This is a genomic window from Siphonobacter sp. SORGH_AS_0500, from assembly GCF_002838835.1.
Classification (GTDB): domain Bacteria; phylum Bacteroidota; class Bacteroidia; order Cytophagales; family Spirosomataceae; genus Siphonobacter.
In genome coordinates this window covers 223923-249304 of record NZ_NHPP01000006.1, presented here as the reverse complement: position 1 = coordinate 249304, position 25382 = coordinate 223923, and the positions used below count along the sequence as shown (strand labels likewise).

Sequence of the window (25382 nt, the reverse complement as noted above, 5' to 3'; positions counted from 1 at the left end):
TTTAGCGACTATTGTCTGTCAAACCGCATTAAATCGGTTATTATCCTATGAGTTTTTCGACCCAAATTGCACACCCCTGGCACGGGGTTCCCATCGGGGAAAATGCCCCTGAAGTTGTTACCGCCTTCATTGAGATTGTACCCACGGATACGGTTAAATATGAAATTGACAAAGAAACGGGCTTTTTGAAAATTGACCGTCCTCAGCTTTTCTCTAACTATATGCCTTGTTTGTATGGCTTCCTGCCCCAAACCTACTGCGGCGATGCCATCGCTCAGTACGCTACAGAGCAGTCAGGTCGTAACATTCCTGAAGGTGATGGAGATCCGCTGGACATTTGTGTATGGGCAGAAAAAACCATCCCTCACGGTAATATCATCCTTCAGGCCATCCCCATCGGCGGTATTCGTCTGATCGACAAAGGTGAAGCGGATGATAAAATCATCGCCGTTCTGAAAAATGATGCCGTTTATGGTAGCTGGACTGACCTGAACGATTGCCCTAAAAGCGTATTAAACCGTCTGGTTCACTACTTCCTGACGTACAAAAATATTCCGGGCGAAGCCAAAGCTGTAATCGAAATTGATACGGTATATGGTCGTGATGTGGCTCACGAAGTAATTCGCAAGAGCCGTCAGGATTACCAAACCCTGACTTCGAAAACGGCCCTTATTTAAGGATAACCGTTCTCACGTCCTTTCATCCGCGGGAAATCCCGCTCAGACTTATTTCAAGCCCGTTGCAAGACGGGCTTGTTATTTTTATAGAATAACAATAGCTCATTACTACTTTTCCAAAACATTCTATAACACACCTTATGCTACAATTTCTGAAATATGTACTTGCTACCATTGTGGGCCTGTTACTCTTTTCGGTCGTTGCGTTTTTCTTAATTATTGGCATTGCCTCGGTTGTTGGCTCGGCTAGCGAAAGCGTAACGCTGGATGATAATTCTGTTTTAAAACTAGACCTGAACAAAAGCTTTACCGAACACGATAACGTATCGAATCCCTTATCTGATTTTAGTGGCCCTTTCATTAGCAACAAAAGTCAGGTGGGCGTAGTCCAATTAAAGCAAGCCTTAGCCTACGCTAAAACGGATTCAAAAATCAAGGGTATTTACCTGAAGGCCAACTCCCCCAGCACAGGATGGGCCGTTCTTGAAGAAGTTCGTAATGCCTTAATTGACTTCAAGAAATCCGGAAAATTTGTTTACTCCTACGGCGAAACATACACCGAGCAGGGTTATTACCTTTCTTCCGTAGCCGACAAAATTTACCTGAATCCATCCGGGGGAATTGATTTTAACGGATTGAATGCCGAATACGAATTCTACAAAGGCACCTTCGATAAGCTTGATATTAAACCTGTAGTCTTCCGTGTGGGTAACTACAAAAGTGCCGTGGAGCCTTTCCTTCGTGAAAACATGAGTGAAGAAAACCGCGAGCAGACCAAGTCTTTCCTGAACTCCATTTACAATCAGGTTTTGGATGAAGTGTCCAAAAGTCGTGGCGTGTCCGTGGCAGAATTGAAAACCATTGCTGATTCTCTGAAAGCTTACGAACCAACGGACGCTCTGAAGAACAAGATCGTCACTAACGTAGGTTACTACGATGAGTTTGATACCGCCATTCGTAAAGCCCTGAAAATTAACGAAGACCAGAAGGTTAATTACGTTAATCTGGACAAATACCAGAAAACGATTTCTGCGGATAAAGACGCTCCGAATACAGATAATAAAATTGCCGTTATCGTTGCCGAAGGTAGCATCGTGGACGGGAGCGACGACAGCGACGGACAAATTGCTTCCGAGAAAACAGCCGCTGAAATCCGTAAGGCTCGTAAGGATAAAAACGTGAAAGCCATTGTTTTACGAATCAATTCCCCTGGTGGTTCTGGTCTGGCGTCAGAAGTAATGTGGCGGGAGATTCAACTGGCTCGTGAGAAAAAACCAGTCATTGCGTCGATGTCTAATTATGCAGCTTCCGGTGGTTATTACCTGGCCATGGGTTGTAACAAAATCGTAGCTCAGCCCACGACGATTACGGGTTCCATCGGCGTATTCTCGCTATTTTTCCGCGTGGACGAATTCACGAAGAATAAGTTAGGAATCACTTTCGACCGCGTTAATACGAACGCTCACTCGGATTACCCTACGCTGACTCGCGAAATGGACGATTTCGAGAAAGCTCATTTCCAGCGTTCAACGGATCGCTTTTACGAGGTATTCACCAACAAAGCAGCTCAAGGCCGTAAAATGCCCGTTGAAAAACTCAGAGCTCTTGCGGGTGGCCGCGTGTGGTCTGGTTTGGAAGGCAAACAAAACGGATTGGTTGATGAATTAGGAGGTCTGGACAAAGCTATCTCACTAGCAGCTTCGGAGGCAAAACTGAAATCGGGTGAATACCGGGTTCGTTACCCTGCTAAAAAAGAATTCTTCGAAACCTTATTTGATACCGTAGATGCCGAGCAGGAAGCCCGCCTTCTGAATTCAACTTTTGGTGATCTAGTTCCTTACGTTCAGAAACTGAAAAAATTACAGACCATGAATGGTTTACAGGCTCGTTTGCCTTACGAAATCAATATTCGTTAAGACTAAAAATTTTCACCAATCAAAAGGGTCGTGCATTCCTCATGCACGACCCTTTTGATTTGAGTAATCCTATTCAATTATTAAAAACAGATTAAAAACCAGCAGTTAATAAGCCAACTTATCTTTAGTAGAAATGAGCTGATATACCTTTGTTTTTAATTAATCTAAATTAATTAAACTCTATGGTCAAAAAAATATATCTCCCATTTGTCTACTTCAGCTTATTATTAGTGCTTCTGACTCAAGCTGCCTTTTCGCAGCAAAAGCAAATGGACTTGGCTCCCGGAACGATTCACGGAGTCATTAAAACCGTCGCTGGCGAAGGTTTGGAAGGCGTTCATGTCATAGTTTCTCCTTCTAAAGCAGGAACGATTACCGACGAAACGGGTCATTTTCAGTTATCGCTGGAACCCGGAAAATCGTATACGCTACATCTTTCCATCGTAGGGTATGAATCTGCTGTTCATCACATTAAAACCTCAACTTCAGGCGGCGTAGCATATACGTTCACACTGAATTCTGGCAGTACTGCTTTGCAACAGGTAGAAATCATTGGTCGGAAAGAGACGACGTACAAAACTTCGACCACCTTCATTGGTAGTAAATCCGCTACCAACCTCAAGGATCTGCCTCAATCGGTTTCCTACGCCAGTAAAGAACTCATCGCTGATCAGGGGGCGATACGAGTGGGTGAAGTGGTCAAGAACTTTAGCGGCGTTACTCAATTTACCTTTTATGACGACTTAACCATTCGTGGTTTTCGAATCAATGGACAATCTAATACTCAGTTAATCAACGGTCTACGCACCAGCACGGGATTTTGGAAACAACCCCTGGTCAATTACCTGGAACGTGTAGAGGTACTGAAAGGCCCTTCTTCTGCTCTATTTGGAAACGCCAGCCCCGGCGGTACGGTCAACCGGGTCACTAAAAAGCCATTAGATGAAAATCGTAAATCACTGAGTCTATCCTTAGGAAGTTTTAATAATTTCCGGGCTTTAGCCGACTTTACCGGCCCCGCCAGCAAGGATAGTACCTTGTTGTATCGTCTGAATTTGGGATATGAGAATGCCCAATCTTTCCGTGATTTACAGTTTGACAAAAACCTGATCATTGCCCCATCCTTCTCTTTCCTGCCCAATGATAAGACCCGTATCAATTTTGATCTGGTCTATAATGATTCAAGAAGTCGTCTGGATCGCGGGCAGTCGGTGTTTGGTAACAGTGATCTATATTCTACGCCAACGTCCCTCTCACTGAATACCGGTAACGACTATCTGAATGAACAGACTTATAACGTCTCACTATCGCTCAGTCGGAAGCTGACCAACTGGCTTAGTTTCAACGCGGCCTACATGAAGACTGGCTATTCGGAAGACTTGTACGAACACCGTTCAGCCAATGGATATGGCGTAGATGCGACAGGGGCTGCGATACCTGACAAAGTCGCCATGCAGGTATTCATGCGGAAACGAAACCGATTCATTGACAACTTTTCTGGATACTTCAATGTGGAAGGCTCAACGGGCCCTTTGGAACACCGTCTGATCCTTGGGTATGATTACGGTAGTGAAAAACTGCCCGTAGGGGGTTCGCAATTGCAAGCCGTTGGTTACCGCAATGCTGCGAATAACGGATTTATTGCTAGCTACAATCCGGCTAATAAGTCTCGCTATTTACTTGATGGCAGCGGTAATCCGGTGCCGAATGTTCCCCACTTTGATCTGAGCAATATTCTGAATTCACAACGCATTCAGGATGATAGCAAGCTGTTCTACACCCAACGTTCATTTGATCCCACGTACTATTACCTCAATGCCGCATACCTTCAGGAACAACTTAAAATAGGCCGTTTCCAGGCTCTACTGGGGGTTCGTTATGAAAACTATACGGACTTTGATAAGTATAAAACTTCCAGCCAGAAGAAGACCAACCAGTCGGTATGGTTACCTCGTTTTGGTTTAGTGTTTACCGCAAATGCAAACGTTAACCTGTATGCTACTTACGTTCAGGGATATAATCCACAGACTGCTTCATCCATTGCCAATCCGAACGCGGGTGGACCGTTTAAACCCATGGAAAGTAATATGATCGAAGCCGGAGCAAAGTCCAGTTGGCTTGAAGATCGTCTGACGGCTTCTTTCGCGGTTTATCAGATCAGACAAACGAATACGCTTTACAACGCTAATGACGCTCAGAACCCCGATTTATTACGCCAAGTGGGAGCAGAAGTGTCTCGCGGAATTGAATTTGACGTAATCGGACGAATTCTGCCGAACTGGAGTGTCATTGCTTCGTATGCCTATAACAAAGCCCAAATTACAGAGACATTAATCGAAGCCGAACGTAATATTCAGAAGCCAAATGCTCCCCGCAATCTGGCTAACTTCTGGACGCGTTATTCCATCGCAAACGGTGACTTCAAAGGCTTGGGGGTTGGTTTAGGAGCCAATTTTGTAGACAAGCGTAATCTTTCCATTAACCTCACGCAGACGATTCCTTCGTATCTGTTGTTCAACGCAGCCGTGTATTACAATGTGGGTAGGGTTCAGCTTCAGTACAACCTGAATAATATTACCAATAAGACGTATTGGGTAGGTGGTTACGACTACATTCGCCTCTTCCCCGGTGCTCCGTCCAATTCGCTGTTAACGATTAACTATACGTTCTGATTTCATAAAACTAAAAGGACGATTAGCTTTTGCCAATCGTCCTTTTATATGAACATTACTTGGCCGCAACCCGCCAGACTTTACCACCCCCATCGTCAGTTACCAACATAGAACCGTCTTTCAAGTAGAACGTTCCTACCGGACGACCGTACACTTCTCCTGATTCAGGATTAGCAATAAATCCGGTTAGGAAATCCTGGGGTTTTCCAGCAGGCTTTCCATTCTTAAAGGGTACAAATACCACCTTATAGCCCACCAGTTCCGAGCGATTCCAGGAACCATGTTGCCCTACATAGGCTCCCTGACGGAAGGCCGCCGGGAATTTATCTCCTTTATAGAACGCCAGGCCCAGCGAGGCCGTGTGCGAACCCAAATCTACGTCGGGCACAACCGTTTTCTTCACAGCTTCGGGATTTTCACCTTTGCGGCGGGGATCTTCGTGCGGGCCCCAATAGGCAAAAGGCCAACCGTAGAAAGCACCTTCTTTTACCTGAGTCAAGTAATCAGGCACGAGTTCGTCGCCCAGTTCATCCCGCTCATTTACTGCCGACCAGAGTTTTTTCGTGTTAGGTTCCCAATCCATGCCAACGGGGTTACGAATGCCGCTCACGTATATTTTTTCGCCTGAACCATCGGGATTAATTTCCAGGATACTAGCCCGACGCACTTCGTTTTCCATGCCGTGTTCAGCTACGTTACTTCCTGAACCTACAGAAACATAGATTTTCGAGCCGTCACTATTAGCTAGCAGGTTACGCGTCCAGTGGTTGTTATAACCACCCGCGGGCAAATCCAGGATTTTTTGCCCTTTAGCTGTAATCTTGGTATCTCCTTCTTTGTAAGGAAACTTCAGAATGCCGTCGGTATTAGCTACATAGAAATCATTTTTGATTAACAACATCCCAAAAGGCTGATTGAGGTCTTTCAGGAAAATTTCACGCACATCCGGTTTGCCGTCTTTATTAGTATCGCGGAGCAGGGTAATGCGGTTGGCACTAAGTCCGTCATCCGAACGGGATTTAATCTTGCCGGAAACCTGCTCCTGTACGCGTTTGGCACCTTTGGTTTCGGTATTAGATTCTACAATCAGTACATCTCCGTTGGGTAACTGATAGGCCCAGCGTGGGCTTTTGAGGTTACCAGCGTATTCAGTTACCACAAAGCCTTCGGGAGCTTTGGGCATCTGCCCATCAGACCAGCCAATGATATTACTGTATTTATTTTTAGGCTTGGATGGCTCCGGTAAATTTACTTTTTGCGGCACCTCTTCCGTTGCCACCGTCTGGGTAGAATCGGCTTCGGCCTTTTCGTTCGAAGATTTCTGAGCACACTGCACACAGGTAATAATGAAGAAACCCGTGACTATTATCGTTAAGGCTGAAAAGCTGGAATGAAATCGGTTTATCATGGATGTTTTGATTAATTCAAAACATCCCCAAAAAATAAATGTGCCAGTATGGAAGTGAAGGGGTTGATAGGGTTGGATGTGTTTGAGTTAGTTTGAAAGTTTGATTGTCGTTTGAGCCTTTGAAAACGTTTGAGCCAATTAGAGAGTATTACCCTACTAGATCATACTTGCTCAAACTAATTCAAACCTAACTCAAACCCTGACTACTGGAGCGAGATTCCATCTCGTTCCTACCCCAACGGCAGGCAAAACCTGCCGTTCCCACTCCAAGTCTGTCATCCAGAGCAAAGGAACTTATCTACTTTTGAAAGCTTACCCGGCTTTGGAAAAACTTTACTCCCCTAATCTACTGAAGTTCTCTCTGCCTTCGAAAGAACAGGTGAGGGTTGTTTATTGATGACCAGATCACACTTTTTCAAACCGATTCAAACCTGATCTAACTCCTCAAACCAAAGCCTTCCGCATGGTATAATGCTGAATTTCGTTGAAAAGCAGGTAACTCGTTTTTGTGATTTCGTAACCGATGGATTGGTAGAAAGGCACGGCATTTTCGCGGGCTTCCAGAATGATCTCGGTTAACCCCTGCCCTAAAGCCAATGCCTCCAGGTAACTCATTAGCTTTTTTCCAACCCCTTTACCCTGGGCAGCCGTTGACACCGCTACACAGCGTACCTGCCCTACACCGGGTTCGTTGGTTTGTAAGCGGGCTACACCTAGTATTTTTCCGCCTTCATCAAAAGCAGCGGCGTGAATGACCTGATCTTCGTCGGCTAACCTTTCACTACCCGGCGGCTGATTCCAGGGATCGCGAAGGACGTCAAATCGCAGTTGGTAATAAGCTTTCCACTCTTCGGGAGTCTGAGGAGAACGAACGATAATCATAGCTACTGAAAATGTAAATAATTGAGCAATTTCTGAGGAAGGTACGGCCTGAGTCAACGTAAATCCAGCCTTTTCAAACACTTGCTTTAGTTCTGATGCGGTAAACAAGGGCTTACCACAGCCTTCATGCCGTTCGCCCGAAAACTGAGCGATTTGTTCCTCGACAAAAACAGAACCATTTTCCTTCATAACCCGTCTGATTTCCTGAAGCATCGCTGCCTGTTCGGAGAACTCATGAAAGGCATTACTCAGGATGAGTTTATCTAAACTTTGGTCGGGTAATGGAATTTTCTGCGGGGTGTTGATTATAACCTGAAAGCGACTCGTATTGAATTTCGAGTAATGCTTTTCCCAATAACCAACCGCCGCCTGCACTTCTTCTTCATTAAGAATTTCAGGATTAATATCCACCAAACGAAGTTCAGGTTCCCTAGCAGTACTCCCAAGCCAATTTCCCAGATTCCCCCACTGCAACCTAAGCTACCTATTTTTTCGTTCGGCTGAAGGTTAAATGTTTCGAGAAACTGATGCATAGAAAGGATATTAAACAGCGAAGGCCGGTCAAAACCAGCCTTCTACGTATCATAATCAATCAGGGATTATAGAAGTAATCCGGCGATGGTTGCACTCATGTAACTGGCCAGCGTTCCGCAAATCAGAGCTTTAAAGCCTAATTTAGCTAAATCCGAACGACGGGTGGGAGCTAACTCTCCAATTCCCCCTACCTGAATAGCAATGGAACTGAAGTTTGCAAATCCACACAAAGCGAAACTGGTAATTGCAATCGTTTTGGGGTCCAGCTCGCCTTTCATTTTAATCAGATCCAGGTAAGCCACGAATTCATTCACTACCATTTTAGTACCCATCAACGCACCCGCTTGTTCAATATCCTGACTCGGCACCCCCATACACCAGGCAAAAACGGAGAAGATTTTTCCTAAAAACCAGTTCAGGCTCAAGTCACCCATGCCAAAGATATAGTAACCAATTCTCCAGAAAATCGAATCGACCAGAGCAATCAGAGCAATGAAACCGATCAGCATCGCCACCACGTTGAAAGCCACTTTCAGACCCTCGCCCGCACCCGCCGCAATGGCATCCAGCAAGTTGGCGTGGTGCTTTTTCACTTCCAGCTTTACTACACCTTTGGTAGCGGATTCTTCCGTTTCAGGAAATACGATTTTTGAGATCACCAAAGCTCCGGGAGCCGCCATTAAGCTAGCGGCCAGTAAGTACGAAGCTTCTACGCCCAACTTGATATACGTTGCCATAACGCCCCCGGCAATACAGGCAAAACTACCCGTCATGGAAGCCATTAACTCCGACTTGGTCATGTCTTTCAGGTAAGGCTTCACCATGATCTGAGCCTCAACCTGACCTACGAAAGCACTGGAAACGTTCGAAAGAGCCTCGGCTCCACTCACGCCCATTAGCCAGTACATTCCCCGGGCTAATACCGAAATAATCCGCTGCATCAGTCCAAGGTGATAAAGCATGTTTACCAGTACTGCCACAAAAATGATGGTGGGGACAATCTGAAAAAAGAAAATGAAATTATTGGACGCACCAAAAACGCTCGTCAATAAGGGAGAATTGACTAAAGGGCCAAACACGAAAGTGGCTCCTTCGCTGGCTTTATCCAGTAATTTTTTAACCAGTTCACCTACGAATCCAAAAACTTGCTGACCCAAAGATGTCTTCAAAATGAAAACGGCCAGACCAATTTGTAGAGCCAGACCCACGCCTACAGTTCGGTAATTAATGGCTTTACGGTTATTGGAAAGGGCAAAGGCAAGGCCTAAAATTACGGCAATGCCAATCAAGCCGGTGAATCGATCCATGTGGTAAGGGGAAAAATATAATGCTTAAGTGTGATGAAACCCTGCGAAAATAACCGATTCTGGCTCTGATACCAAACGAATTAGTGAGTTAACCGCTTCTTTAATTTTCCTTACGTTTCAGAATTTTCCAAGGGCACAGGCAACTTTTCTGCCCTTCTCTACGAGTAAGGAGTCGGTACTATTTCAAACTTCAAGACTCCTTTTTGTATGCTATTCAGAAAAATTATGCTCTCTGTGCTGTTCCTGGCTGGAATGGGGGGAATGTCAGCTTGTAAAAAATCATCGGAAGAAACGCCTCGTATGGACGTTTCCATCCAGCAAACCAGTCTGGGGGACGTGCTGGTGGATAAACAGGGAAAAACGCTTTACCTCTTTGCCAAAGATGTAGCCGGGCCTTCTACCTGTACCGGCGGCTGTCTGACCGCCTGGCCCGCTTTCTACCAGGAAAACCCTACGCTGGGAAATGGATTAGCCGCTGCTGATTTCGCCACTATTACCCGCTCGGATGGGGCTAAACAAACGACGTATAAAGGCTGGCCCTTGTATTACTTCCAGGGCGATGCAGCCAGCGGAGATACCAAGGGCGATAAAGTAGAATCGGTTTGGTTTGTGGCCAAGCCGCATTTCAGCCTCATGATTGGGGCCGGGCAATTACTAGGTAATGACGGGAAGAATTATACTAGTGCCTACGCCGAAGGAACAGGCCAGACCATCTATCTGGTTGATAGCGTAGGACACACCTTATATGCCTTTGCCCCCGATAAAAACGGAAAAAACACCTACACTAAATCAGACTTTAGTAATAACGCCACCTGGCCACTGGCTGAGTTTTCGGCTAAAAATGTTCCTTCTTTGGTAAGTGCAGATGATTTTAAAACGATTACTGTCTTTGGTCGTACGCAATTAACTTACAAGGGCTGGCCCCTTTATTACTTCGGACCAGACAATAGCCAACGCGGGAGCACAAAAGGCGTGAGCGTTCCCCGGCCCGGCGTTTGGCCCATTGTTAATCAGAACTCTAGCGTAGCTCCGAACTAGTGCGTTTTTTTCGCAGAAAGAAGAATAAAATCCAGGAAAGGACGAGCAGGGCAATAGTTATCTGCAAAGGTAAATTGTGCTGCTCGTCCAGTTCTTTAACCCGTTTCCGGTAATTTTCCAGATCACGCCGCAGCAATTTATTTTCTTCCATTAAGGCTCCGCTTTCGCCTAAATAAGAGTTCGCTTTCTGAGCTACATCGGAATTCCGGCGACGTAACTCGGCGACCTCCCCCTGCTTCATCCGATTCAGTTCTGCCAGAATTTCGTTGTCTTTCGCCAGAATATTCTCCAGTGTTTCAATGATGTTGCGTAAATCTTTCTTCGACTGTCCGCCGAAAAAAGCATTACGTTCCTGTTGATCCTGAGCCCATTTTTTATACAAAGTTCCGCGTTGTCCTACCAATACATTAAGCACCGAATCAGGATGAGCCACGTAGCTGTATCGCATATTTTGCGAGTAGCTGGTGAGAGAGAATAGTAGAAGGCCGAGAGCAAATATTAATCGCATAGGTCGTTTAATTTTGGATTATCTATACTTACTAAAAAGCGATTAGGATTGTTTAAGCCCTTCTGAAGATCTGCTTAAACAATCCTAATCGCTCGTATGCTATACTTGAGGGGTACCTAAAAAAGCAATTGATCCGACAGACTTGCTTCCGTTACCTCGTAAAACTTCTGGTGAATATTGAAAGGTTCTTCATCCGCTTTCCGGGGACATTTTTTATAACTGCCATCCTCTTTCAAGGTGTAGGCATTTACATTGTCCTTCAGGTTATAATCCAGAATCAGAACGGCCTGCTGCTGAACTTTCGGATCAATTAAGCGGAATAAAGATTCAATCCGTTTGTCAAAACTCCGAACCATCAAGTCTGCACTGCCACCGTAAATTTTAGGCTGGCCATCATTATGGAAATAGAAGAGACGGGTATGTTCCAGGTATTCTCCGACAATCGAACGAACCGTAATGTTTTCCGATAACCCTTCCCGACTGGGCCGCAAACAGCAAATACCCCGAACGATTAATTTGATAGGAACACCCGCTTGCGAAGCCAGGTATAACTCATCAATGGTTTCCCGATCTTCCAGCGAGTTAATTTTTAAACAGATCCCTGCCGTTTTTCCTTCCTTAGCGTTCGCCGCCTCGGCTCGAATTAACTCAATGAGGTTATTCCGCATATCGCCAGGAGCCGTAATCAGGTTTTGATAACTACTGGGCAGTGAATGCCCGGTGATCACGTTAAAGAATTCGGCTACATCGCTTGTATACTTTTCGTTGGAAGTTAATAACCCCACGTCAGTATACAATTTAGCAGTGTCTTCATTGTAGTTACCACTCGACAAGTGAGCATAACGTTTCACGCCATCCCCTTCAGCCCGTACGATGAGTAATAGTTTCGTGTGGGTTTTGTAACGGCCAATGCCGTGAATCACGAAGCAGCCAGCTTTTTGCAGACGCTCAGCTTCACGGATGTTATTCTCCTCGTCGAAACGAGCCTTTACTTCAAATAATACGGCTACGTTTTTGCCATTTTCAGCGGCTTTCAGTAAGGCTGCCGTTACCCGGGAATTTTTTGCAACCCGGTAAATCGTCAGCTTAATACTAAGCACATTGGGATCTTCTGCCGCCTGTTCGAGTAACTGAAGAACGGGTTCGAAATTATTATAGGGGTGATGCAAAAACACATCACGGTCTTTCAGCGATGAGAAGATTCCGTCCACCCCTCCCCGAGGCATACCCAACGGAGCCACGGGCATGGGCGATTTCGGTAACTCGTCGCGGAACTCGGGATGGCGGATGATTTGCCACATGGACGAAAAGTCAATAAGCCGATCCGCGTAGAAAATGTTCAGGTCATCAATTTCCCATTTCTTCTTGAAGATATTAATAACCCATTCGGAACAGTTTGGCTCAACGGCAATTTTCACCACCCGACCTAACCGACGGTTTTTTACTTTCTGACGAATTTCATCAATGATATCGTCTTCCACGTCGTCAATATCTTCTACTGAAAAATCGCCGTTACGAATGATTCGTAATAAGCTGACATTCAGAATTTCAATATTGCGGTAAAGCTTATAAATTTCGTGACGAACGATTTCTTCCATCGGTAAGAAAACCACTTCTTCACCCCGGTCAATGACATAAAAACGGGGTAGATTTTGTGGAATCTGGATGAAAGAAAGTTTCTTCTCGGCCTGATCTTTCTTGGTAACGTTCTGGTTTTTGGTAACAACCGTAAACGTCAGCGTCTTGGGAATAAGACTGGGAAAGGTGTGCGTCTGGTCATACACCATTGGCGTCAGCATCGGAAAAATCGTCCGATCAAAGTGACGGATGGCTGATTCGGCTTCTTCTTCGGTTAAATCTTCCCACTGGGCTAATCGTAATTCATGCTCTGGGAACTGAGGTAATAACTCGTCCCGGAAAATGCGGCTACGTTCTTCGTGAAAACGCTGAATAGCCGAAAGTAGCGTCTGACGGAAAGGCCATTCCCGAAGACCCGAGTAATCTACCCGTTCTTTCTTATAATCCAGATAGTTATATAAACTTCCTACCCGGATGGAAAAGAATTCATCCAGGTTTGAAGCGGTAATAGCCAGAAATTTCAATCGGTCAAATAAGGTACGCTGCGAATCACGAACCTGGTCAAGTACGCGTTCATTAAAAGCCAGCCAGCTTAAATCCCGGCTTATATAGGCGGATTGCCCGATAGTAGAACTTACTTTTTCCTGACTACGAGCCAGACGTTTTTGGTCTTCCATAAAATTACGAAAACGGATCAGTCGCCGAAAAAACGACAAAAGGCCCGAAGATCGCGAGCCTTTCGATAAACGGTGCACTATGGTGTTTCTTCTAGACACAAAACAAACCTATTTTATCGCTGAGCTTATTTTAAACAATATTATCCTTTTGTTAACAAATAAGCGATTCGCATGATCAGAATACTTACTTATCAGAAACGGAGTTTTTTACTCAGTTATTATTATGCAACTGAGACTTGACTGCGGCATATTCTGAGCCAATTGTCGCCATTTCCTTAACCAGAAAAGTCTGCAATTGTTCGTTAAAAACGGCCTTTTCTTCCACCGAAAGCGAGGCATATAAATCCTTCAATTCCTGATTAATAACGGCTCTTTCGGCCTCATTTTCAGCCTTAATGGAACGAATATGGTAGGATTTAAAATCGTAGGTCATGCTTGTATAAGGTTTGATGGTTCGAGTCGTTTAAGTTTTCATCTTCATTTGACACATACGCTGTTGCGTACGTCGATCCGACTGCTGGAATATAAATTCAAAAGCACTTTCCCACGTAGAGACGCAGCTTCATCGCGTCTGGCTTTCCCTGCCATGGCTGGTGTCTTACCAGCCATTTGTACGCAAACCTTGGTTGCGTAGTTGGTGTCTCACCAGCCACGGCGTACTTTTCAAGTAACAAAAATACCTTTTACCCAGACGCAATAAATCGACGTCTCTACGAAAAGAATAAAAAAAGTGGTGGATGTTTTCATCACCCACCACCCTTATGAATCATCCGTTTATGGACTAGATATCAATCTTCGCGTACTTCGCATTGCGTTCGATGAATTCCCGACGGGGAGCAACTTCATCACCCATCAGCATCGAGAACACGTGATCAGCATCAGCCGCACTTTCAATCGTTACCTGCTTCAGCGTACGGGTGTCAGGGTTCATGGTTGTTTCCCACAACTGTTCAGCGTTCATTTCACCCAAACCTTTATAGCGTTGCACGCTTACTGAATCCGGGCGATCTCCACCAATTTCCAGCGTAGCCCGCTCGCGTTGTTGCTCCGTCCAGCAATAACGGAATTGCTGACCTTTTTTCACCTGATACAGCGGCGGCTGAGCAATGTACACGTATCCCTGATCGACCAGATCTTTCATATAACGGAAGAAGAAGGTCAGAATCAGTGTACGAATGTGACTCCCATCGACGTCGGCATCGGTCATGATTACGATCTTGTGGTAACGCAGCTTGTCCAGATTGAGGGCTCTTTCATCGCCTTCTTTTCCAAACTGTACGCCCAGGGCGGTAATCATGTTTTTAATCTCTTCGTTTTCGTAGATTTTATATTCCTGAGCTTTTTCTACGTTCAGGATTTTACCACGTAATGGAAGAATGGCCTGGAAATTCCGGTTACGACCCTGCTTAGCCGTTCCCCCTGCCGAGTCCCCCTCAACGAGGAATAACTCACACAGTTCCGCATCCGATTCTGAGCAGTCGGCCAGCTTACCAGGTAAGCCACCGCCCCCAAGAACCGTTTTACGCTGAACGGCTTCACGAGCTTTGCGAGCGGCAATCCGGGCCTTGGCCGCAATGATTACTTTATCAACAATGACTTTGGCTTCTTTCGGATGTTCTTCCAGCCAGGTTTGTAACATATCCGCTACCACCTGAGAAACCGCACCCGCTACCTCGCCATTCCCTAATTTCGTTTTTGTCTGGCCTTCAAACTGAGGCTCGGCTACTTTCACTGAAATAACTGCCGTCAGACCTTCGCGGAAATCTTCGCCGGAAATTTCAATTTTTTCCTTCGCCAGCATTCCGTTCTTATCCGCGTAGTTTTTCAGTGTACGCGTTAACGCACCCCGGAAACCAGCTACGTGAGTACCGCCTTCAATTGTGTTAATGTTGTTTACATAACTGAATACGTTCTCTGAATAAGAGGTATTGTAAACCATGGATACCTGAACCGGAATCGAAGCTTTCTCTGATGATTCCATGTAAATAGGATCAGCTAACAGAGCTTCACGCGTTCCATCCAGGTATTTAACGAATTCGATCAGACCACCTTCTGAGTAAAACTCCTCGGTCAGGGGTTCTTCGGCTTCGTTTTTATCCCGCATATCCGTCAGGTAAATGCGGATCCCTTTATTGAGGTACGCTAATTCCCGCAGACGTTGGGCAACGGTTTCAAATTTGTATTCCGTAACCGTAAAAATGGTAGCATCTGGCTGGAAACGAACCGTAGTACCGGTGCGATCCCCAGCTTCACCTATCACGCGAACGGGATATTGAGGAACCCCGATTTTATACTCCTGCTCGAAGATTTTACCTTCGCGGTAGACGTTCACTTTCAGGTCCGTTGACAGGGCGTTCACGCAGGAAACCCCCACCCCGTGCAAACCACCGGATACTTTGTAAGAACCTTTATCGAACTTACCACCGGCGTGCAAAACGGTCATTACTACCTCAAGAGCCGACTTTTTCTCTTTCGAGTGCATTCCCGTAGGAATACCCCGGCCATTATCTTCAACGGTAATCGAATTGTCTTCGTTGATGGTAACCCGAATGGTATCACAATGACCCGCCAGAGCTTCGTCAATCGAGTTATCTACTACTTCCCAGATTAAGTGGTGAAGCCCTTTTGCCCCTACATCTCCAATGTACATGGAAGGACGTTTCCGCACGGCTTCGAGCCCTTCCAACACCTGAATATTATCGGCACCATAGTCATTGCGGGCCGTTACGACCTTATCTTCTTCCAAAACTTCGTTGGTCATAAATACTTGGTTTTTAGACTATTAGGCAAACTATTATAATCGCCCCTCCATTCGAAATAAACTTGGTAAAAATACAATTTTTTAGCCAGAAAATGGCCTTTTTTTCAAAGAAAATCACAAAAAAACAAAGACTTTTAGGTGAATTTGAAAAGACCAGAACTGAAACTCGAAATTCATGTACCTTTCGCCCAGTTTATTACGGATTACCCGGTACGGATAACGTAGAAAACCTGAAAATCGTGTTCAATTATATTTCTGCTGTCTTTCGAATGTCTTTCGAAACGCCAAGCGAAGACAGCCTGTTTTGGGGAGATCTAACGCCCGGTAACTCCTTATTAATCAACCATAAAAAACCTTTAATAATTCCCCTTTTGCCGATGTTCACCAGTCAGAAGCATTTGTTCTCACTGGACGACTCCGTTCATTACCTGAATGGAGCCTCCATGTCGCCCTTGTTGAAAAGTGTAGAAGAAGCGGGCATTAAAGGCTTGCTCCGAAAATCGCAGCCCCAATCCATTGTTCAGGATGATTATTTCACGGATGTAGAAACCGTTCGAAGGCTCTTTGGGCAACTCATCCAGGCCCCTATGGAACGCATTGCCATTATCCCTTCCGTCTCCTACGGAATGGCGAACGTAGCCAAGAACCTGAAAGCCCAGCCGGGTCAGCATATCCTGCTTGTGGAAGGGGAATTCCCCTCCGATGTATACGCATGGGAGGAAGTTTGCGAAACGCAGCAACTGGAACTGATTACCATTGATCGAACCGAAGATGGTCCTAGCTGGAACGAAGCGATTCTGAAGGGCATATCCGAACGTACTGCTTTGGTATTATTAGCTCCGTTACACTGGTCGGATGGCCTGTTATTTGATCTGAAAAACATTGCTCAGCGTTGCCGGGAAACGGGCACGCTTCTAGTGATCGATGGCACACAGGCCGTTGGGGCCATACCTTTTGATTTAGGTGAGATTCAGGCAGATGCCGTGATTGTGGCGGGTTATAAATGGCTGCTGGGCACCTATGGAATGGGGCTGGCCTATTACGGCCCGGCCTTTGATGAAGGACGTTCCATCGAACAGAGTTGGATTAATCGCAAAGGCAGCGATAATTTCCGGTCGCTGATGAGTTATACGCAGGAATTTCGTCCGGGAGCAAGCCGGTATTCCATGGGCGAACAGAGTAACTTCATTCAGATTCCTATGCAGAAAGTCGCGTTACAGCAACTTCTGGACTGGACTCCTCAAGCTGTACAGCATTACTCCCGTACCCTGGTTAATCCTTTTGTAGAACGCTGGCAGGAACTTGGTTTTCAACTCGCCGAGGAGTCTCAACGAGCTTCGCATTTGTTTGGTCTCCGTCACAACGCCCTGAATCACGAACGATTGAAGCAGGAATTAAGTCAGCGAAAGGTATTCATTTCAACCCGGGGAACAATCCTGAGAATTGCAGTCCACGTCTATAACGAACCGCAGGATCTGGAAGCCTTAACGGAAGCCCTGGAAGCGAGTTTAGGAAAGTAGTTTGATGAGGTTTGATGCGGTTTGGTTTTGTTGAAAGGTTTGAACGAATGTATACTAATCCTAGACCATCTTTTCAAACCTCAAACTTTTTGCTCAAACCCATCAAACCTCAAACGATAGTATTAATCTTCAGGATAAGGAATGAAGATAAACTTGGTAAATTCTTGGTCGATGATGAAAAGACAAGCGAATTCGGCGGGGTCTTTGTAATTCTCCTTGAAAAGCTCTTCTCCGTCTTCGCCAATGATTTCACGCTGTAAGAACTCTTCCAGAAACGTGGCATAATAATACCATTCGTTCCCATTCATTTCGCCACGACCAATCAAAGCCGAGCCAATGGGTTGCGTTTGTTGACAGGCTACAAAAATGGGGTAATTTGAAAAGCCCCGCTGACGAATCTGGTGGGCGGCTTCCTGAATGAATTCAGAAACTTTCACGAAATCAGCGGTGATACTTCCCAGGTATTTCCCGCTCAACTCAGGCGAGTTAGGGGCATTCGATAATGCTTCGGGTTCGTCGATCATTTTACTCCGTTTTCAGTGGCTTGTTTTCAGTTTTCAGTTAATGCTCACCTCTAGAGAATAACACTTTCCAATCGCTAAAAACTTGCCCTATTTTTAATTTCATTAGTGAAGTTTTCGTTGCTGCATGATCAAATAACTGAAAACCGTAAACAGACAACTGAAAACTAAACTTATCTTCTCGCGGCTAGTAGTAGCCCTAGGTCTTTGTATCTTAAATTAAAAAGTCTTGCGATGTGGGCGTTGGTTACCGATCCATTATGTACGTATACGCCCCGCATAAACCATTTGTTAGCAAACATCATTTCTTCGATGCCACCTAGTGTTCCGGTCTTTAGCAGAAAAGGCAGAAATACATTACTCAGAGCCATACTCGCCGTGCGGGCTACGCGACTGGGAATATTCGGCACACAGTAATGAATGACCCCGTGTTTCTTATACGTCGGATTTTTATGACTGGTCATTTCTGACGTCTCAAAATTACCGCCCTGATCAATCGATACATCAATAACGACAGAATTTGGTCGCATCCGGGCAACCATTTCTTCGGTTACCACCATCGGGCTACGGCCTTCTTCGCTCCGAATCGCTCCGATCACGACGTCCGCTCGCTGAATAGCATCTGACAGAATATCCGAATGAATAATACTCGTATAAATCGGCTGACCCACGGCATATCGTAATCGCTGCAAGCGGTAGGTATCTTTATCAAATACCTGAACCTGAGCCCCTAATCCGATTGCCATTCGAGTAGCGTATTCAGCTACTGTCCCCGCTCCCAGAATCACTACCTTCGTTGGGGGGACACCCGTAATACCGCCCAGAATAATTCCTTTTCCCGAATGAACGCCGCTGAGGTATTCGGCCGCCACCATCATCACCGTACTCCCCGCAATTTCGCTCATGGTACGAATGATAGGCTTTGCTCCCGACTTATCTTCAATGTATTCAAACGCGATGGCCGTTACTTTTTTCTCATTCAAAGCCGCAAAATATTCCTGCGTACGATTGGGTAAGGTCAGGGCCGAAATCAGGGTACTTCCCGCTTTCAGGTATTTATATTCCGCTTCGGTAACGGGTTCTACCTTCAGAATGACATCCGCCGCGTAAGCTTCCTCGGGCGAATACACGATACGGGCACCAGCCTCCTGGTAATCGTGATCACTGAACTGGGCACCATCGCCCGCTCCGCTCTCCACGATCACATGATGACCATTACGAACCAGTAAGGAAACCGCCTCAGGAACTAAAGTAATCCGGTGATCCAGAAAGGAAATTTCTTTAGGTAACCCTATTTGTAGTGTATGCTCTTGGGTCTTGAGAGGGGCCAATTGCTCTTGCGGATACAAAAGCGTCTGCTGGGCCAAAGCCTCAAAACCTGTTTGTTGTACTTTAGGAACGCTCATAATGAAGCATTTAACCCGTTTTCTTTAGAATAGCTGTATGCTAAAAAGGTATCCAAGTAATAATTATAGTCCAATCTGGACGCTGCCCGATCGGCTTTACTTTGGCAAAGATACGCTTTTACGCGGGAAGGCTCGTTTAAGTTTTTGGCTCCCGATAAACTCAATCCATAAAAATGGGGTTAATTTTAGTAAGGGAACCGTAGCTTACTGCCTCCTGTTCTCTGGTAACTATCGCAAGGGCTCTTTTCCAACCACAAGCTTAACCTGATCAACGTTTATGCTCGGCCATCGTTTTTCTGATTTTGTACCTGATATTCAACAGGATTCCCAGCAGGCCAAGTTTGACCAGCTGCTCAATATTTTCAATCAATTGCTAACCATGACCAGTGGCGACGTGGCTCAGGCGATGTCTTGGCTGACGCAACTGGATAAACAATACAAACTCACCGACGAAAATTACGGCATCGGTGATTTCTTTGAAGACCTGAAAAAGAAGGGGTACATCACCGAAGAAAACGCCGAAGGCGAAGTCGGATTAACCTCGAAAGGCGAGCAATCCATTCGCAAGCAATCATTAGATGAGATTTTCGGGAAACTGAAAAAATCCCGTTCGGGTGGTAATCACCGTACATCGCAGGCGGGTCAGGGTGATGAAGCCACGTCAGATCGCCGTTCATTCCAGTTTGGGGATTCACTGGAATCCATTGCCATGACGGAATCCATTCGTAATGCCCAGATTAACAACGGAATCGGTGAGTTCATGATGACCGAAAACGACCTGGAAATTGTCGATACGGAATTCAAGGCCCAAACTAGTACCGTATTAATGATCGACATTAGTCACTCGATGATTCTCTACGGTGAAGACCGCATTACTCCTGCTAAAAAGGTGGCGATGGCTTTGTCGGAGTTAATCATGACGAAGTACCCGAAAGACACGCTCGATATTATCGTGTTTGGGAACGATGCCTGGCAGATTCAGGTCAAGGATTTGCCTTACCTGGAAGTGGGGCCTTATCATACCAACACCGTGGCGGGGCTGGAATTGGCGATGGATTTATTACGCCGTCGGAAGAACAAAAACAAACAGATTTTTATGATTACCGATGGAAAACCTACCTGTTTGAAAGAAGGCATTCGGTATTATAAAAACAGCTTCGGACTGGATCGTAAAATTCTGAATAAAACGCTGACGTTAGCGGCCCAATGTCGTCGAATTAAAATTCCGATTACCACCTTTATGATTGCCCGCGATCCGTATTTACAGGATTTTGTTCGCAAATTTACGGAAACCAATAATGGTCGGGCGTATTACTCCAGTCTAAAGGGTTTAGGGGAATTCATCTTCGAAGATTTCGAGCGAAATCGGAAGAAAAATGTGCGATAATTCATAGTTAAGCTCTTCATTTTCTAATAAGAAGGCCCGATTAGAAGATTCTAATCGGGCCTTCTTATTAGAAAAGTAGATGTCTGATTTTTTCCCTTTCTTGCTCAGATATATCTTTTTTAGGAATGGGGTAAAGATTAGCTTTATTGAGCTGAAGTAGAAAAAAGTCTTTCGTTTCCTCTATATTACTTAACTCTTTCTTTAGTAACTCCGACTTCATTTCACCAATTGATATCTTTATTCGATCAGGAAAAAAGGTGTAAATCACTTCACTGTTCAATATTGGGCTAACCTGAAAAGACTTTCGAGAACCCCAAAAAGTTAACAAAGGAATAAAAAGGATGAAAAAACATCCCAGAAAGAATTCAAAATTGAAAGGAGCCGGTTTTATAACCGCTATAGTAATGAGCAAAACACCTACGATTCCCAAAAATATATTGACTTTTTTTCGATACGTTAACTCATACATTAACTTCAGATAAGCCATAAATTCAACTCGGGTACGAACTTCAATCATAGTAAAAATCAATGGTAGATTTGAATAGAGTAGACTTCAAATATACTTATTCATTTATTAAGTCAACTCATCTAGGTTCCGCTTTTAACGCTTATTTTCCTTTACTCACTGTCGGGTTTGAATTCCCATAAAATCCCCTTTTCTTGGCAGCGTAATCTTTAACTTTTCCCTTATTGCTATGGCAAACCCGCTTTTTTCAGAAAAAACCTTTAACAAAATTACCCTTGCGTCGGATGACGTCATGACTTTGCAGGGTACCTTAAACAAAATTGCTCTCTTACTGACGGTTACCATCAGTGTAGCAGCAGTAACCTTTTACGCGGCCATTCAGGGACAGCCCTGGAGTATGCTCATGTTACCCGTAGGGGCCATTGGCGGCTTAATCATTGCCCTGATTCTGGCGTTCAAACCTACACTGGCTCCCACATTGGCTCCCGTATATGCTGTTCTGGAGGGTGCATTTGTGGGTGGCATTTCCAGCCAGTTTGCCGGTTTGGCTTTTATGGCTGCGGTATTAACCTTTGGCGTATTAGCCCTGATGTTAGTAGTTTATTATACAGGCCTTATTCGAGTAACGCAGGGATTCATGCAGGGAGTACTCGTGGCAACCGGAGCCGTAGCTTTGCTTTACTTACTAACCTTTGCTCTGAGCTTCTTTGGTATCATGGTACCTTACATTCACGAAGCTGGCTGGATTGGTATTATTTTTTCGCTGGTAGTGGTAGGAATCGCTGCGATGAATTTGCTGGTTGACTTTCACCTTATTGAAGCAGGTGTAGCACAGCAGGCTCCCAAGTACATGGAATGGTATTCGGCCTTCGGTTTACTCGTAACGATTGTCTGGTTGTATCTCGAAATTTTGAAACTCCTCGCCAAGCTTAATCGTAAATAACTCCAAACACCCCGATTGCCAGCAACAGTCGGGGTGTTTTTTTACGATTACTTCGAATATCCTTAGATTCAGGGTAAGTCAATCAAACTCGTCTCTTTTATACTTAACCATCCGTTAAGCATTCTCTAAACCTTATGAAGCTCTACAAAACCCGTCTGGGCATCGTTCTTGAAGCCGAAAATCAGTTTTATTTCCTCTCCGATCTTGATTGGGATACGCTAATTAATCAGGATAACCTGCACGAAACGCTGACTTCCTATACTCAAACCCTCACGGCTTCCGATGAATATAAACTCTGGCTCACTACTGATGTACTAGCTCCGCTGGGACGGCAGGAAATTTGGGCGGCGGGAGTTACGTATCTCCGCAGTCGTGATGCCCGTATGGAAGAATCGCAGGATGCAGGTGGAGGCAGTTTTTATGATCGGGTCTACGACGCCGAACGTCCTGAAATTTTCTTCAAGGCCACTCCCGAACGCGTGGCGAATCCGCTGGGTCAGGTTCGCATTCGAAAAGATTCGCAGTGGAACGTTCCTGAACCCGAGTTAACGTTATTCATTACCTCTTCGGGAAAAATTGTAGGGTATACCTGCGGCAATGACATGAGTTCACGGGATATTGAAGGCGAAAATCCGCTCTATCTTCCCCAAGCCAAGTCTTACGACGGCAGTGCAGCCATTGGTCCCTGTTTGTACGTGCCCTCCGCTCCTATTGATCCCGGCACAGCTATTCGTCTGACTATTCTACGAAATGATTCTCCGGTTTTTGATCAGCAGATTGCTATTAGTCAGATGAAACGCCAGCACACGGAGCTCGTTTCCTTTCTGTTCCGCGAGTGCTCCTTTGCCTATGGCTGTTACCTGATGACGGGTACGGGCATCGTTCCTCCCGATGATTTCACTTTACAATCCGGCGATGAAATTCATATTCAGATTGATGGCATTGGCACGTTGATTAATCCGGTAGCTTAAATACGCTCTCCCTGCCGTAGCTGTTAGATTCATCCGTTACGGCAGGGAATAAATTTACTTGCTTGGCTTTCCCCAGGCTTTATCCCGGACCATGTATAAGGGATGAGCTTTACTTTCCTTTACGTACTTGTCAAAGCAGGCATTCGTCATTAAATCAATCTGATAGCTATAGTTAGGGTTTTTAGCCTTTCCAGATAATTTACTGGCCATAGCATAAGAAAAATCTTCTGGTTTGTACTTATTCAATACCTCATTAGGTACTCGTTTTCCATCAATCCAGACTCCACTGGTTTTGGGGTTTTTCCAGATATCCAGCTCCTTTTGAGTAGGTGATTCTTTCTTTTGTGGAGGTAACTTCATCACAATGATGTCTTGCTTATCCCGTTGTTGCTGACTCATTTGACTAAAAATAGTTACTAACCTCTCTTCCTCTGATTTTGTCAGATGCTTAGCAAAGAAACGGTTCGTTTTCTTGACGAAACATCGATCTATAATCGACTGGTATTCTTTCAGTAACTCATCCGATGCTCCTTCCTTACTGGCGGGATTCTGAGATTTAGTAACGCCATCAGTATCCGGCCGTACCATCGTTGGAGCGGTCTGAGCTTCAGCGTATTCGACGGAACTAAACAAAGCAATGGCGATTCCAAACACTGGAAGCACACTCAGTTGTATCACAAACGTGCGAAAGCGGGAGGTCATTCTGGTCATCATCTGTAGTCTTTTTTTAGTGATTGCATAATTAAAAGCACTGGTAAACGATACACGTTGACTGACTTTACTTAATAATAAACGCTGATAATTTTTCACTTCGGGATACGCCACTAAAACCGCCTCATCCGCCAGAAACTCGTGATTCATTTTTATATTTTTCCGATACAAGTAAACGCAGGGATTGAACCACCAGAATACCAGTATAAGCTCTATAAATAAAATATCCAGTGTATGTTTTTGTCGAACGTGTGCGAATTCATGTCGCCATATTTCAGGTTCGATTGTATGGTTATGGTAAGCCTTTTTATTAACAAAAATGTAATTCAAAAAGCTGTAAGGTAACGTCTCTTTTGGTAGTAAAACAATCCTTATTGAATCCTGAACTATTACGTTCGTATTGGTTACAGAACCAATCGTTAGCAGGCTTTTCATAAATCGAGCGAGTAATACCACTGTAACGATTCCGTATCCTATTCGCCAATCTATTTCAAAACCTGAATCGACTGAAACATTCGTTTGATTCAGGTCTGCATAATATGTCACTCCACCCAAATCTTCTGATGCAGAAGGAATTACTGCTTCAGGTAACTGGAAGGTTATGAAGGGAATCAGCAGTGAACCAGCCAGACTTAGCAGTAAGTAAAACCGATTAAATACGAACATTTTTTCTCTTTCCAGCAATACCTGATAGACCACCAGAAAGATGAATGAACATAAAATAGATTTGAGGAGGTATTCCATTACTTTTTCTTTTTAGTAATTTCTTCATCAACTATTTTCTTTAAATCTTCTAATTCATCTACCGATAAATCGGATGATTCCGTGAAAAAGGAAGCAAACTTTAACGCTGAATTCTCAAAGTAACTTTTGATGATTCCCTTTACCTGTTTAGCGAAATAGTCATTCTTATTGACCAGAGAATAATACTGGCGGGAATTTCCGTATACGGTATAATCCACAAATCCTTTTTCCTGCATTCGTTTCAATAAAGTAGCAACGGTAGTAACGGCAGGCTTGGGTTCGGGATATAATTCCAGCAGGTCTTTCATGAATACTTTTTCCTGTTTCCAGATCAGTTCCATGAGCTGTTCTTCGGCTTTCGTCAACTGCATTTATTCTACGTTTATAGATTTTACTCTACAAATGTAGAATATAAAATTTCTAGTCCAAACAACCGGGTGTTTTTTTATATGCTAACGATAGATTTTAAATTTCTATTAGTGTGGTTAGGGGCACGAACATGAAAGGAGACGTTATTAATACAGGTGGCTGAAGCAGAGGGTGGCTAAGTCCCTAGAAGAACCTGTTATTCCATCCTAAGTAAGTTCCTTCGCTTCGCTCTGGATGACAGGGGAAAAGAAAAGGGCATTATTGCTGCCAACGTGCCCCGGCCAACGTGGCCCGGCCAGTTTTTCTGCCGCAGTCGCTCGGCTCTAGCCGAGTGACGGTATAGCTTAGCAGGCCTCTGGCCGATAGTTACAAGTATGTTTTTATTA

At 44.8% G+C, this 25382-nt stretch carries 20 protein-coding genes; 8 read left to right on the top strand and 12 right to left on the bottom strand.

What is annotated here, in order from left to right:
- The first annotated feature begins 47 nt into the window (after window positions 1-47).
- The 3 genes from BWI96_RS09075 to BWI96_RS09065 all read left to right on the top strand — a co-directional run bounded on the left by BWI96_RS09075 (window position 48) and on the right by BWI96_RS09065 (window position 5265).
- Window positions 48-677: an inorganic pyrophosphatase gene (locus BWI96_RS09075; protein WP_106636323.1), complete on the top strand. Its 630-nt coding sequence runs from the start codon at window positions 48-50 to the stop codon at window positions 675-677.
- 140 nt (window positions 678-817) lie between these two features.
- The gene (sppA, locus tag BWI96_RS09070; protein WP_106636322.1) at window positions 818-2593 is read left to right on the top strand and encodes a signal peptide peptidase SppA; all 1776 of its coding nucleotides are present in this window, start codon (window positions 818-820) and stop codon (window positions 2591-2593) included.
- 182 nt (window positions 2594-2775) lie between these two features.
- Window positions 2776-5265 carry a TonB-dependent siderophore receptor gene (locus BWI96_RS09065; RefSeq protein ID WP_198555204.1) on the top strand — a complete coding sequence of 830 codons (2490 nt, stop codon included), beginning with the start codon at window positions 2776-2778 and terminating at the stop codon, window positions 5263-5265.
- A gap of 55 nt (window positions 5266-5320) precedes the next feature.
- On the opposite strand, the gene BWI96_RS09060 is transcribed toward BWI96_RS09065, so the two are convergent.
- The 3 genes from BWI96_RS09060 to BWI96_RS09050 form a co-directional block, all read right to left on the bottom strand.
- Window positions 5321-6673 carry a sorbosone dehydrogenase family protein gene (locus tag BWI96_RS09060; RefSeq protein ID WP_106636321.1) on the bottom strand — a complete coding sequence of 451 codons (1353 nt, stop codon included), beginning with the start codon at window positions 6671-6673 and terminating at the stop codon, window positions 5321-5323.
- 444 nt (window positions 6674-7117) lie between these two features.
- Window positions 7118-7966 carry a bifunctional class I SAM-dependent methyltransferase/GNAT family N-acetyltransferase gene (locus tag BWI96_RS09055; RefSeq protein WP_232793661.1) on the bottom strand — a complete coding sequence of 283 codons (849 nt, stop codon included), beginning with the start codon at window positions 7964-7966 and terminating at the stop codon, window positions 7118-7120.
- Window positions 7967-8154: 188 nt separating this feature from the next.
- Complete coding sequence (locus BWI96_RS09050) at window positions 8155-9396, bottom strand: NupC/NupG family nucleoside CNT transporter (protein WP_106636319.1); 1242 nt, start codon at window positions 9394-9396, stop codon at window positions 8155-8157.
- A gap of 207 nt (window positions 9397-9603) precedes the next feature.
- Here BWI96_RS09050 and BWI96_RS09045 point away from each other — a divergent pair, with 207 nt between their 5' ends.
- A complete protein-coding gene (locus tag BWI96_RS09045) occupies window positions 9604-10434 on the top strand; it encodes a hypothetical protein (RefSeq protein ID WP_106636318.1) in 831 nt (276 codons plus the stop codon).
- Here the strand turns inward: BWI96_RS09045 and BWI96_RS09040 are convergent.
- From BWI96_RS09040 to gyrB, 4 genes are all read right to left on the bottom strand, one after another.
- Window positions 10415-10882, bottom strand: a complete 468-nt coding sequence (locus BWI96_RS09040; RefSeq protein WP_106636317.1) for a hypothetical protein — start codon at window positions 10880-10882, stop codon at window positions 10415-10417. The genes BWI96_RS09045 and BWI96_RS09040 overlap by 20 nt on opposite strands.
- 176 nt (window positions 10883-11058) lie before the next feature.
- Window positions 11059-13197 (bottom strand): polyphosphate kinase 1, encoded by a 2139-nt coding sequence (ppk1, locus tag BWI96_RS09035; RefSeq protein ID WP_106636394.1) that lies wholly within the window; start codon window positions 13195-13197, stop codon window positions 11059-11061.
- 211 nt (window positions 13198-13408) lie between these two features.
- On the bottom strand, window positions 13409-13630 hold the full coding sequence (locus BWI96_RS09030) for a hypothetical protein (RefSeq protein ID WP_106636316.1): 222 nt from the start codon (window positions 13628-13630) through the stop codon (window positions 13409-13411).
- Window positions 13631-13978: 348 nt separating this feature from the next.
- The gene (gyrB, locus tag BWI96_RS09025) at window positions 13979-15958 is read right to left on the bottom strand and encodes a DNA topoisomerase (ATP-hydrolyzing) subunit B (protein WP_106636315.1); all 1980 of its coding nucleotides are present in this window, start codon (window positions 15956-15958) and stop codon (window positions 13979-13981) included.
- A 239-nt stretch (window positions 15959-16197) separates the two neighbouring features.
- Here gyrB and BWI96_RS09020 point away from each other — a divergent pair, with 239 nt between their 5' ends.
- On the top strand, window positions 16198-17478 hold the full coding sequence (locus BWI96_RS09020; protein WP_232793656.1) for an aminotransferase class V-fold PLP-dependent enzyme: 1281 nt from the start codon (window positions 16198-16200) through the stop codon (window positions 17476-17478).
- A gap of 122 nt (window positions 17479-17600) precedes the next feature.
- On the opposite strand, the gene BWI96_RS09015 is transcribed toward BWI96_RS09020, so the two are convergent.
- Both BWI96_RS09015 and BWI96_RS09010 read right to left on the bottom strand, forming a co-directional pair.
- Window positions 17601-18002 (bottom strand): hypothetical protein, encoded by a 402-nt coding sequence (locus BWI96_RS09015; protein WP_106636314.1) that lies wholly within the window; start codon window positions 18000-18002, stop codon window positions 17601-17603.
- Between the two features lie 170 nt (window positions 18003-18172).
- A complete protein-coding gene (locus BWI96_RS09010; protein ID WP_106636313.1) occupies window positions 18173-19405 on the bottom strand; it encodes an alanine dehydrogenase in 1233 nt (410 codons plus the stop codon).
- Window positions 19406-19682: 277 nt separating this feature from the next.
- Here BWI96_RS09010 and BWI96_RS09005 point away from each other — a divergent pair, with 277 nt between their 5' ends.
- Window positions 19683-20792 carry a VWA domain-containing protein gene (locus BWI96_RS09005; protein ID WP_106636312.1) on the top strand — a complete coding sequence of 370 codons (1110 nt, stop codon included), beginning with the start codon at window positions 19683-19685 and terminating at the stop codon, window positions 20790-20792.
- Window positions 20793-20859: 67 nt separating this feature from the next.
- Here the strand turns inward: BWI96_RS09005 and BWI96_RS09000 are convergent, their stop codons facing one another.
- Window positions 20860-21309, bottom strand: coding sequence for a YcxB family protein (locus BWI96_RS09000; RefSeq protein ID WP_106636311.1), 450 nt, complete (start codon window positions 21307-21309; stop codon window positions 20860-20862).
- Between the two features lie 178 nt (window positions 21310-21487).
- On the opposite strand from BWI96_RS09000, the gene BWI96_RS08995 reads away from it, so the two are divergent.
- Together BWI96_RS08995 and BWI96_RS08990 are read left to right on the top strand one after the other, a co-directional pair.
- On the top strand, window positions 21488-22201 hold the full coding sequence (locus tag BWI96_RS08995; RefSeq protein ID WP_106636310.1) for a Bax inhibitor-1/YccA family protein: 714 nt from the start codon (window positions 21488-21490) through the stop codon (window positions 22199-22201).
- Between the two features lie 134 nt (window positions 22202-22335).
- Entirely contained in the window at window positions 22336-23172 is an 837-nt protein-coding gene (locus tag BWI96_RS08990) for a fumarylacetoacetate hydrolase family protein (protein WP_106636309.1), read from the top strand.
- Between the two features lie 54 nt (window positions 23173-23226).
- On the opposite strand, the gene BWI96_RS08985 is transcribed toward BWI96_RS08990, so the two are convergent.
- Together BWI96_RS08985 and BWI96_RS08980 are read right to left on the bottom strand one after the other, a co-directional pair.
- Window positions 23227-24627, bottom strand: a complete 1401-nt coding sequence (locus BWI96_RS08985) for a M56 family metallopeptidase (protein WP_106636308.1) — start codon at window positions 24625-24627, stop codon at window positions 23227-23229.
- Window positions 24627-24998, bottom strand: a complete 372-nt coding sequence (locus tag BWI96_RS08980) for a BlaI/MecI/CopY family transcriptional regulator (protein WP_106636307.1) — start codon at window positions 24996-24998, stop codon at window positions 24627-24629. Before BWI96_RS08980 ends, BWI96_RS08985 begins: the two co-directional genes overlap by 1 nt.
- Window positions 24999-25382 lie beyond the last annotated feature (384 nt).

Excerpts from the sequence above, each read along its gene's own strand:
- sppA (WP_106636322.1), top strand. The coding sequence starts at position 818 with ATGCTACAATTTCTGAAATATGTACTTGCTACCATTGTGGGCCTGTTA.
- BWI96_RS09045 (WP_106636318.1), top strand. The coding sequence starts at position 9,604 with ATGCTATTCAGAAAAATTATGCTCTCTGTGCTGTTCCTGGCTGGAATG.
- BWI96_RS09005 (WP_106636312.1), top strand. The coding sequence starts at position 19,683 with ATGCTCGGCCATCGTTTTTCTGATTTTGTACCTGATATTCAACAGGAT.
- BWI96_RS09010 (WP_106636313.1), bottom strand. The coding sequence starts at position 19,405 with ATGAGCGTTCCTAAAGTACAACAAACAGGTTTTGAGGCTTTGGCCCAG.
- BWI96_RS09050 (WP_106636319.1), bottom strand. The coding sequence starts at position 9,396 with ATGGATCGATTCACCGGCTTGATTGGCATTGCCGTAATTTTAGGCCTT.
- gyrB (WP_106636315.1), bottom strand. The coding sequence starts at position 15,958 with ATGACCAACGAAGTTTTGGAAGAAGATAAGGTCGTAACGGCCCGCAAT.
- ppk1 (WP_106636394.1), bottom strand. The coding sequence starts at position 13,197 with ATGGAAGACCAAAAACGTCTGGCTCGTAGTCAGGAAAAAGTAAGTTCT.
- BWI96_RS09000 (WP_106636311.1), bottom strand. The coding sequence starts at position 21,309 with ATGATTGAAGTTCGTACCCGAGTTGAATTTATGGCTTATCTGAAGTTA.
- BWI96_RS08995 (WP_106636310.1), top strand. The coding sequence starts at position 21,488 with ATGGCAAACCCGCTTTTTTCAGAAAAAACCTTTAACAAAATTACCCTT.
- BWI96_RS09015 (WP_106636314.1), bottom strand. The coding sequence starts at position 18,002 with ATGATCGACGAACCCGAAGCATTATCGAATGCCCCTAACTCGCCTGAG.
- BWI96_RS09040 (WP_106636317.1), bottom strand. The coding sequence starts at position 10,882 with ATGCGATACAGCTACGTGGCTCATCCTGATTCGGTGCTTAATGTATTG.
- BWI96_RS08980 (WP_106636307.1), bottom strand. The coding sequence starts at position 24,998 with ATGCAGTTGACGAAAGCCGAAGAACAGCTCATGGAACTGATCTGGAAA.
- BWI96_RS08990 (WP_106636309.1), top strand. The coding sequence starts at position 22,336 with ATGAAGCTCTACAAAACCCGTCTGGGCATCGTTCTTGAAGCCGAAAAT.
- BWI96_RS09060 (WP_106636321.1), bottom strand. The coding sequence starts at position 6,673 with ATGATAAACCGATTTCATTCCAGCTTTTCAGCCTTAACGATAATAGTC.
- BWI96_RS09030 (WP_106636316.1), bottom strand. The coding sequence starts at position 13,630 with ATGACCTACGATTTTAAATCCTACCATATTCGTTCCATTAAGGCTGAA.
- BWI96_RS08985 (WP_106636308.1), bottom strand. The coding sequence starts at position 24,627 with ATGGAATACCTCCTCAAATCTATTTTATGTTCATTCATCTTTCTGGTG.
- BWI96_RS09075 (WP_106636323.1), top strand. The coding sequence starts at position 48 with ATGAGTTTTTCGACCCAAATTGCACACCCCTGGCACGGGGTTCCCATC.
- BWI96_RS09065 (WP_198555204.1), top strand. The coding sequence starts at position 2,776 with ATGGTCAAAAAAATATATCTCCCATTTGTCTACTTCAGCTTATTATTA.